General features: G+C 71.7%; 4 protein-coding genes. 3 read left to right on the top strand and 1 reads right to left on the bottom strand.

What is annotated here, in order from left to right; all coding sequences use genetic code 11:
- The first annotated feature begins 135 nt into the window (after positions 1 to 135).
- Together E1281_RS36550 and E1281_RS36555 are read left to right on the top strand one after the other, a co-directional pair.
- A complete protein-coding gene (locus E1281_RS36550; RefSeq protein WP_131884279.1) occupies positions 136 to 363 on the top strand; it encodes a hypothetical protein in 228 nt (75 codons plus the stop codon).
- Between the two features lie 730 nt (positions 364 to 1,093).
- Positions 1,094 to 2,119, top strand: a complete 1,026-nt coding sequence (locus E1281_RS36555) for a LysR family transcriptional regulator (RefSeq protein WP_207943720.1) — start codon at positions 1,094 to 1,096, stop codon at positions 2,117 to 2,119.
- Between the two features lie 83 nt (positions 2,120 to 2,202).
- On the opposite strand, the gene E1281_RS36560 is transcribed toward E1281_RS36555, so the two are convergent.
- Positions 2,203 to 3,126, bottom strand: a complete 924-nt coding sequence (locus E1281_RS36560) for a sugar kinase (protein WP_131884280.1) — start codon at positions 3,124 to 3,126, stop codon at positions 2,203 to 2,205.
- A gap of 168 nt (positions 3,127 to 3,294) precedes the next feature.
- Between E1281_RS36560 and E1281_RS36565 the strand changes: the two genes are divergently transcribed.
- The coding region (locus tag E1281_RS36565) for a GNAT family N-acetyltransferase (protein ID WP_131884281.1) at positions 3,295 to 5,730 on the top strand (2,436 nt) is incomplete at its 3' end.

Raw genomic sequence — 5,730 nt, forward strand, 5'->3', positions numbered from 1 at the left:
CCGCCGCCCTCCGCGCCGCCTCCCGTACAGACCTCCGAACCGCGACGAAATCATCGGTCTTGAACCCGTCCACCGCTTCCTGACGTGCGCGGCCGCCGGCCTCCCACAGACCCTGCGCTCTGGCGACATGCCTGGATGGACGCAGTCCAAGCCGATGACCTGCCCGAACTGCACTCCCTTCGTCACCGGCCTCCGCCGCGCCTTCGACGCCGCACGAGCCTGACCCTGAATCACAGCTCCGGCCGCGTCGACGGCCACGTGAAGCGGATCAAGATGATCAAGCAGCAGGTGTACGGCCGGGCCGACCCGGCCCTGCTCCGAAAGCGCATCCCGCTCGCCGACCAGCCCGCTCACGGGATGTGAGCCAGAGCCAGAATGCGGCCGCCGTTGGCATGGGCAGAATCTCCGCCCCACGGACGGTCTTAACCAACCAGCGCACCGTGCGCTGGCCGCCCATCACCGGGCCAGGAAAGCAAAGGAGACAGATATGGCCGAGCTCACGGAGGCTGATAAAGAAGCCATCCGGGCGACCCAAGCGCGCCTGAAGGCGGAAGTCGAGGCGGCCGAGAAGGCGGCCGAGAAGGCGTCGGAAGGCGACTAGCCCTCCAGCGCCGAAACCATGACTGGCCTCCGGGTGACCGGGGGCCAGTCCCTTTCTCCACCGTAGCGGCAAAGCCCGGCGGTGCGGCGGGAGACTCATGGGTGGGTGCCCCCGTCCGCGCCCGCGCGCCCCCGTGGGCGCGGGCGGGACGTCGGGCCGGCCCGTGCGCGCGGCCCCGCGCACGGGCCGGTGTCCGGCCCCGGCGCCGCGGCGGAGAAGGGCCGCGGCGAACGGGAGTCGGGGGTCGCCGGGCGGCGGCCCCGGCGGCCGGCACCGCCGGGGCACGCCCGGGAGCGCCGCCGTCCTGAGGGGGACGGATGACGGCGGCGGGAGTGGCTCGCAGAGAAAGTGTTCTAGAGGTCAGAAAACTCTGTCCAGTTGTTTGTCAGAACATCTTGAGATAAGTTCAGCGGGAAATGTCATCATTTCCCGCTGGGGTGACCAATCGGCCATTTCGGTGGGACGGCGGAACAGGTAGTAATGTCGCTTGCCGTGTCACCGACCCTCGACGCGCTCCTCGAATGCCCGGCCGGGCTGCTGGACATGACGTTCGACCAGCTGCGGACGCTCCTGGTGGTGCACGAGACGGGGTCCGCGCTGAGGGCCGCCCGGGTCCTCGGCCGCGAGCAGTCCAGCGTCCAGAAGCAGCTCGACACGCTGAACCGCAACAGCCAGGCGCTCTGCGGCGAGGTCCTGACCGTCCGCCAGGGGCGCGGCAAGGATTTCCTCTTCACGCCGACGGGCGAGAGGACGGTCGAGCTGGCGCACGCGACGTTCGAGAAATGGCTGGAGTCCATTCACTGGAGCCGGCGCCGGCTCGGCAGGATGCTCACCGTCGGCACGACCGAGTTCACGCTCCCGATCGTCTCGCGGGCCTGGAACCGCGTGTCGGAGGAGTTCCGGCAGCGCGACGTGGAGTTCAAGGTCGCGCACGTCCGCACCAAGGACCTGTGGTCACGGCTGGAGACCCGCCAGGTCGACCTCATCTGCGGCAGCATCGTCAGCACCCCCGAGGGCGACCTGCGCCTCAAGGAGTACGAGGTCGTCGAGTACGCGCGGGGCCAGGCCCTCCTGCTGACGAACCTGCCGGCGTCGGAACTTCCCGACACCCCGGTCGAGACCAGCCGCATCGCCGGGATCCCGCTCGTCCTGCCGCCCGCCGGGCTCGTCGCCGACCTGCTCGCCACCTGGTACGGGCCGGGCTTCCGGGAGCGCCTCGACGTGGTCGCCGACATCGACGACCTGCACTACGGCCTGTCGCTGCTGCGCTCCGGCTTCGTCCGCGGCTGCATGATCGTCACCGGCTCCATCGGCCGCGGCATGGCCGCCCAGGACGACCCGGACGCCGTCCCGCTCCGCGCCATCGCCCTGCGCGACGACCTGGAGCCCAAGGCCGAGCTCATGACCGGCGCCTTCGTCCGCCGGGCCGACCTCGAACGCTACGACGCCGGCCACCCCCTCAACCGCCTGTGGGCGGCGGTGAAGGAGGACGTGCGCACCTACACCCCCGTCGCTTAGGCCCGCACACACGTGCTGGAACGCGGGTCCGGCGACCAGGGCGCAGGTGTGCCCGGAAGAGCGCTCCCGAGACGGACGCCGCCTCAGGTGATCTGGTTGTCGACCACGTCGAGGCTGGGGCGGGCGCCCAGGTGCTGCATCGCGCGGGCGGCCAGGCGGCATCCGGCGGTGAGGGCGTCGGCGGGCTGCTTGCCGTCCAGCCAGGGCGGGAGGAAGCCCGCGACGAACGCGTCGCCGGCGCCGGTGCCGTCGGCGATCTTCTCGACCGGCTCGGCGGCGACCGTGATGGGCTCGGGGCGGCCGTTGGTGTACCAGAGGGCGCCGTCCTCGCCGGTCTTGATCACGACCTGGGGGTACCAGGCGGTGAGGACCTTCGCGGCCTGCTCGGGCGAGTCGCGGCCGGTGAGGATCTCGGACTCCTTGGCGTTGACCACCAGGAGGCGGGCGCCCTGCGTCCACTCCAGGAAGGGCTCGGCGCCCATCCGCTTGAGGGGCGAGGACGAGCCGCCGTCCACGGAGACGGACATCTGCGCTTTGCGGGCGAGGTCCAGAGTGTGGATGGCGGCCTTCCGGGAGCCCTCGTTGATCAGGGCGTAGCCGGACAGGTGCAGGTGGGTCCCCTGGACGAACAGGTCCCTGCAGCGCTCGATGTCCTCGGGGAGCAGGGCGGCGTTGGCTCCGGGGTCGGAGAGCATCGTCCGGTCGCCTTTGTGGGTGACCATCACCACACAGGTGCCGGTGGGACGGTCTCCGTCCATGACGAGGCGGGCGTCGACGCCGTACCCCATCAGCTCCATGTCCCGGTTGCGGCCCAGGATGTCGGAGCCGCGGCGGCCGACGAACGCGACGTCGATCCCCTCCACGGCGAGCCATGCGGCCACGTTGGCGCCCGAACCGCCACCGTGGGTCGTCACGGCGGCCGGCGTGTCGCTCCCCTTGGCCAAGGGGAACGCGGCACGCGCCACGGTGTCTGTCATCAGATCGCCGACCACGACCACGCGCGTCATGGAGTCATCACCTCGATCAACACGGCCCGCGCGAGCGGCAATTCAGGGCGTGTGGTCGACCGTAACAGCTCTTGGGCCCCGATTAGGTCTCGAACGCGCAGCGAAAGCCAGGAAGCATCGTTTTTCCGTGACGCGGACACCGGGCGCCCGTGCCTTACCCTCAGGTACGTGACCGAGGGTTATCCGGATCATTGGGAGGCCGACGTCGTCCTCAGCGACGGCGGGACGGCCCATCTGCGTCCCATCAGCCCCGGTGACGGCGGGCTGCTGCGCGACTTCCACGCGCGGCTGTCCCCGGAGTCGATCTACTACCGGTTCTTCTCGCCGCGCCCGCACCTGTCGGACCGTGACGTCGAGCACTTCACGACCGTCGACCACGACCGCCGGGTCGCGCTGATCGCCACGATCGGCGAGGTCATGGTGGCGGTCGTCCGCTACGACCTGCTGAGCGACCGGCCGGAGACGGCGGAGGTCGCGTTCCTCGTGGAGGACGCGCACCAGGGGCGCGGGCTCGGGCCGGTGCTGCTGGAGCACATCGCGGCGGCGGCCAGGGAGCGGGGCGTGCGCCGGTTCGTGGCGAGCGTCCTGCCCGAGAACCGGCGGATGACCCGGGTGTTCCGGGAGGCGGGTTACCAGGCCGAGCAGCGGTTCGAGGAGGGCGTGATCGAGCTCGTCCTGGACCTGGAGCCGACCGAGACGTCGCTGGAGGTCATGTCGGCCCGCGAGCACCGGGCCGAGTCGCGGTCGATCCAGCGGCTCCTGTTCCCGCGCTCGGTGGCGGTGATCGGAGCGAGCCGGGCCGAGCACAGCGTCGGGCAGACCGTCCTGCGCAACCTGCTGGCCGGAGACTTCAGCGGGCCCGTGGATCCGGTGCATCAGACGGCGGTGGCCGTGGCGGGGGTGCGGGCCTACACGTCGGTCCTGGAGATCCCCGACGATGTGGACCTCGCCGTCGTGGCCGTCAGGGCGGACGCCGTCCATGAGGTCGTGGAGCAGTGCGCGAGCAAGGGCGTCCGGGGCCTGATCGTCGTGTCGTCCGGTTTCGGCGAGGTCGGCGACGAGGGACGTGCCAGGCAGGAGGAGCTGGTGCGGCTCGCGCGGGCCTATGGGATGCGCGTCGTCGGCCCCAACTGCCTCGGCATCGCCAACACGGACACGGATGTCCGGTTGAACGCGACCCTGGCGCCGACGATGCCGGGACGGGGCCCGGTGGGGTTCTTCTCCCAGTCCGGTGCGCTCGGCATCGCCATCCTGCAGCGGACGGCGGAGCGCGGCCTCGGCCTGTCCACGTTCGTCTCCGCCGGCAACCGGGCGGACGTGTCGGGCAACGACCTCATGCAGTACTGGGAGGAGGACCCGGCGACCAAGGCCGTCCTGCTCTACCTGGAGTCGCTGGGCAACCCCCGCAAGTTCGCGCGGCTGGCGCGCAGGCTCGGGCGCCGCAAGCCGATCGTGGCGGTCAAGAGCGGCCGCAGCACGCAGGGCGTCCCGATCGGGCACGCGGCGCGTGCGCTGACTCTGCCCGACCACGCGGTCAGCGCGCTGTTCGAGCAGGCCGGCGTGATCCGGGTGGAGGACCTGTCGGAGCTGTTCGACGTGGCGCAGGTGCTGGCCTACCAGCCGCTCCCGGCCGGCGACCGCGTCGCGATCATCGACAACTCCAACTCGCTGGGGCTCCTGGCGCAGGACGAGGCGGTCGCCCACGGCCTGGACGTCCGGCCCCGCATCGACCTCGGCCCCCGCGCGGACGCCGACGACTACGAGGCGGCGCTCGCCTCGGCGCTGGACGACGACACCGTCGACGCGGTGGTGGCGGTGTTCACGCCCCCCACGATCGGCGGGTACGACGTGCGCGTCCCGCAGAAGATCCTCCGGCTCGCCGCGGAGGGCAGGAAGCCGATCGTGGCCACGTACCTGGGCACCGAGGGCATGCCCGAGGAGCTGCGCGTCACCGGGCCGGACGGGATGCCGGCGGAGGGGTCGGTGCCGTCCTACCCGTCCCCGGAGGACGCGGTCCGGGCCCTGGCGTACGTGATCCGGTACGCGCAGTGGCGGCAGCGTCCCGCCGGGCACACGCCGGAACTCGACGGCGTGGCACGCGACCGCGGGCGGGAACTGGTCGCCGGATGGCTCGACGCCGGGGACACGGCCGGTGCCGGCGGCCGGGGCTCCGGACCGGTGGAGCTGTCTCCGGAACAGGTGGCCGAACTCCTGTCCTGCTACGGGATCGAGATCGCCGACGGCGGGGACGGGGACGAGCACGGGGTTCCGACCCGCATCGTGATCCGGGAGGACCCCTCGTTCGGCGCCCTGGTCTCGTTCGGCATCGCCCACGAGACCGCCGCCCTCCTGGACGACCGGGCCTACCGGCTGTCCCCGCTCGCCGACGTCGACGCCGCGGAGATGATCCGCGCGGTCCGGACGGCGCCGCTGCTGCTCGGCCACCGCGGCGCCGAACCGGTGAACCTGAAGGCCCTGGAGGAGCTGCTCCTGCGGGCGTCCCGCCTCGGCTACGACCTGCCCGAGGTCGCGCGCCTGGAGCTCAACCCGGTGATGGCGGACGCCTCGGGCGTCGCCGTCCGGCAGGCGACCCTGACCCTGGAG

This window comes from Actinomadura sp. KC345 (assembly GCF_004348515.1).
Classification (GTDB): Bacteria; Actinomycetota; Actinomycetes; order Streptosporangiales; family Streptosporangiaceae; genus Spirillospora.

Excerpts from the sequence above, each read along its gene's own strand:
- E1281_RS36550 (WP_131884279.1), top strand. The coding sequence starts at position 136 with ATGGACGCAGTCCAAGCCGATGACCTGCCCGAACTGCACTCCCTTCGT.
- E1281_RS36560 (WP_131884280.1), bottom strand. The coding sequence starts at position 3,126 with ATGACGCGCGTGGTCGTGGTCGGCGATCTGATGACAGACACCGTGGCG.